The sequence below is a fragment of the uncultured Planktosalinus sp. genome (assembly GCF_963973675.1).
In the GTDB taxonomy this organism is placed as follows: Bacteria; Bacteroidota; Bacteroidia; order Flavobacteriales; family Flavobacteriaceae; genus Planktosalinus.
Genome location: NZ_CAXBAN010000278.1, coordinates 1 through 3,559 on the forward strand (window position 1 = coordinate 1; position 3,559 = coordinate 3,559).

3 protein-coding genes are annotated in these 3,559 nt (G+C 31.3%); 1 reads left to right on the plus strand and 2 read right to left on the minus strand.

Annotation, left to right across the window (positions count from 1 at the left end; genetic code table 11):
- Window positions 1–933: cytochrome c biogenesis protein CcsA (gene ccsA, locus AACY61_RS10475; protein ID WP_339611527.1), on the plus strand; the 933-nt coding region annotated here is incomplete at its 5' end.
- On the opposite strand, the gene AACY61_RS10480 is transcribed toward ccsA, so the two are convergent.
- Together AACY61_RS10480 and AACY61_RS10485 are read right to left on the minus strand one after the other, a co-directional pair.
- The gene (locus AACY61_RS10480) at window positions 934–1,596 is read right to left on the minus strand and encodes a DUF2181 domain-containing protein (protein ID WP_339611528.1); all 663 of its coding nucleotides are present in this window, start codon (window positions 1,594–1,596) and stop codon (window positions 934–936) included.
- A gap of 82 nt (window positions 1,597–1,678) precedes the next feature.
- Window positions 1,679–3,310, minus strand: coding sequence for a sulfatase-like hydrolase/transferase (locus tag AACY61_RS10485; protein WP_339611529.1), 1,632 nt, complete (start codon window positions 3,308–3,310; stop codon window positions 1,679–1,681).
- Window positions 3,311–3,559: the final 249 nt, after the last annotated feature.

A 3,559-nucleotide genomic window follows, 5' to 3' on the forward strand; every position in this document is an offset into this window, starting at 1 on the left:
GATATTTTTAATAGGTTATACAAATACTTTTTACTTATCGGTGTTTTAATGTTTACCTTTTTGATATTTCAAATTTTCAAAGAGAAAAATAAAACACTCTCTACCTTAGTAAACCTAAGCAAATATATAATTTGGGTGTTTTTTATATTGATGACCCTAGGGTTAATTCTCAGATGGTACATTAGTGGACATGCGCCTTGGAGTGATGCCTATGAATCAGTAATTTATGTTGCTTGGGCAACGGTATTCTTTGGATTGGCATTTGGGCGTAAATCGAACTTAACTGTAGCTTCTACTGCTTTTGTAGCTTCTATAGTTTTATGGGTTGCCCATCAAAACTGGATGGATCCCGCTATTGCAAATTTAGTACCAGTACTTGATTCTTATTGGTTGATGATTCACGTTTCAGTTATTGTGGGAAGTTATGGGCCGTTTACTTTGGCTATGATTTTGGGCCTAGTATCGTTGCTTTTGATGATACTTACCAATGAAAAGAACAAACACAAAATGGATTTGAATATTAAAGAGCTTACGGTTATAAATGAACTAGCTTTAATACTAGGAATTGGTTTGCTTACCATTGGTAATTTTCTTGGGGGTATGTGGGCCAATGAAAGTTGGGGTCGTTATTGGGGCTGGGATCCTAAAGAAACATGGGCATTGATTAGTATAATGATTTATGCCTTTGTGATTCACTTGCGTTTGATACCGGGAATGAGGAGTCGCTGGTTATATAATGTGATGTCAGTACTTGCATTTGCTTCTATTATGATGACTTATTTTGGAGTGAATTTTTATTTGGTAGGACTGCACTCTTATGCAAGCGGGGATAAACCAATTACACCCGGATTTGTATATTATTCATTGGCCTTTGTGTTTATTCTCTCGGCATTGGCCTACTTTAAATATAAAAAATATTACAGCAAAGTGTAGTTAACGGTTGCCAATTCCCCGGTTTACTTTTACTAAAAGTATTAGGACTTTTGGGTCATTAAGAGCTTCGCGGTTTAAGAAGAAATTATAAATGATACGGGTATTATAAACCCCATCAATATTCCAAAGATATTTTGTTTCATTTGGGAAATGCTTTGCAATAATTGAATAATCTACAATATTAGTCGAGATTGCAGTTGTAGGGTGATTTGCTATTTTAGTTTTGATTTCTTGGAGTTTTTGTTTTAATTCCTCTTCTGAAAGACGGTTCAGAAATGTCGGTAGATAGTAACTTGTTTTTAACTCCTCATTTTTAAAATCTACAAGAAATTCAGGTGATTGTGATTCAACTACAATATCATTTGAATTGAGATTGTGTTTTTTTATCAATTCCTTTAGTTTAATCAAGGATTGCTGAGCGTTTTCGTTACTTAAATTTTTAAAGTCAAGCCAAACGCCCAAATTGTTTGTTTTTTTTATGGTTGAAAAATAGTTGTCAAGTGTTAATCCAATTGATTCTGCAGGAGGATGATTTACATCAAAAGTATTGCTTTTTAAGTCATATAGTATATCCAACTCCACTCCTGCATATTTTTTTTGAGTGTATTCAAGCTTTGGAATACTATTTACTCTATGTGCCCATATTTTTTCTGAATAACCCATAAAATCAAATTTGAATGGTATGCGATGGTACACATACAAGGTTGCTATTATGAATATAAAGAGGACCATTATTTTTGTCAAACTACCTGTCGTCATAATTGAGTGCTTGTCGTATCATTCTGTTTCGGTATTCAAAATCTTTATTAAAGATACTTCTTTCAGGTTGTAATTGGCCAAATTCAATTTGTGAAAAATCTGAAAAGCTATGTATGAAGTCATCCAACATATATTTTCTGTCCAGGTAATTTTCAAGTGTTTCAAAATGAGGATAGTCACTCTGAAATTTTTCTGAGGTCCAAACTACAAATGGAATTTCATACATAGGTTTGGTTGCGTGGTATTCATTATGGCCCACAAAGTCCATATCTTGAAATACTTCATCACCATGATCTGAAAAATAAATTACATAAGCATTTTCATTTTTGGCTTTGACTTTGTCTATAATTGACCTTACAATATAATCATTGTATAAAATGGCATTATCATAATGGTTTATTTGTTCAAAACTTCTGGCAGATGGAAACTTAGTTTTAGGTTGGTCTGTGAATTTATTAAAGTGAGGTGGGTAGGAAAATTTATATGAAATATGGGTGCCATATAAATGAATAAATATTATTTTTTTTTGGTCTTTTTTATTTAATACTTCATCAATAAAAGGAAGTAACATTTCATCATATTCTACTTGTTTATTGGTTAATGCATTTGTATAAAACTGTTCTTTTGTTGCTTTACTTATAGCGGTAACTAAAGTTTCGTGAATACCAATAGGTTGTTGATTTGAAACCCAATATGTAGAAAATCCGGCTGCGTTGGCTAATTGAACAACACTTCCGCAATGAATGACATCCGGGTTTTCGTGGTTTGAAAGAGACAGCACTTTATTAAGAGAAGGGATTGTGTGAGTGTGCGGGGATATTACATCTCTGAATACCAGAAGCTCATCTTTAATTTCCGAAAGCAATGGGTTTGTGTTTCGGTAATAACCATAAAGTCCCATATTGCGGGCTGAAGTAGATTCTCCAATTATAACAACATAGGTTTGTTGATTATTGCTAGAAGATACATTTGAAAAATTTGTGTTAATGGGTTTTACAAGTTCAGTTTGAAATAACTGCTGTGCTTCGGAGTATGAAACATATGCATCATGTGCCAAATAAATAAAATTGTTGTGTTTAAGCTTTAAATTGATAAAATAAATTAAGCTTCCTACAAATAGTATTAATACAAAAAACAAGGGGATATTTTTTAAATTAAATTCAGGGAAATAGAAAAATGAATTATTGGTTTTGTAGATTGTATTAAGTTGCTTTAGACTTAAAATAAGAAAAACTATAAACAGAAGAGATATTGCAATTAGTCCGAGGTCAAAATAAGTAGAAAGGTAATTAGCAGATTCTGTACCTGTCGTTTCAAAAATGACATAAAAGGCTGAAATTGTGACTTTTGACTGGTATAAATAATAAAACGAAGTTTTTAGATAGCTTATTGTAAATAAGATGATTAAGAAGAAAAAAAACCAAAAATACCTTGATTTACCCCTTAAAATCAAAAGTCCAATTACATAAATAATAGCACTGAATAAAGAAAACTCTACAATTTCTTTAATTAAATATTTTAGCTGTGAAGTGTAAAAAACACCAATTAAAGAAAATAAGATAACCGGTATGAATGCATATACTAAAAATTTAAAAATAGACTTCTTAAAAAGAATCATAATAGAAAGGGTTTCCAAGTTGTAAATATATACAAATCAGAAACCCTTTAAAACAGATTTTATGGAGTTTTTTTAATTGTAAATGTAATCCGGTTGTTCATCAATCATACGTTGGTCTTCTTGTATGTGTTCACTAATATCCAGTTTTTTATAAAGAGCTTTAGTGATTTTCTCCACTTCCTTTTCACTAATATTAAGTTTCAATGCAATTTTTGCATTATCCTTTCCTTTAGATATAAACTGAAGAAT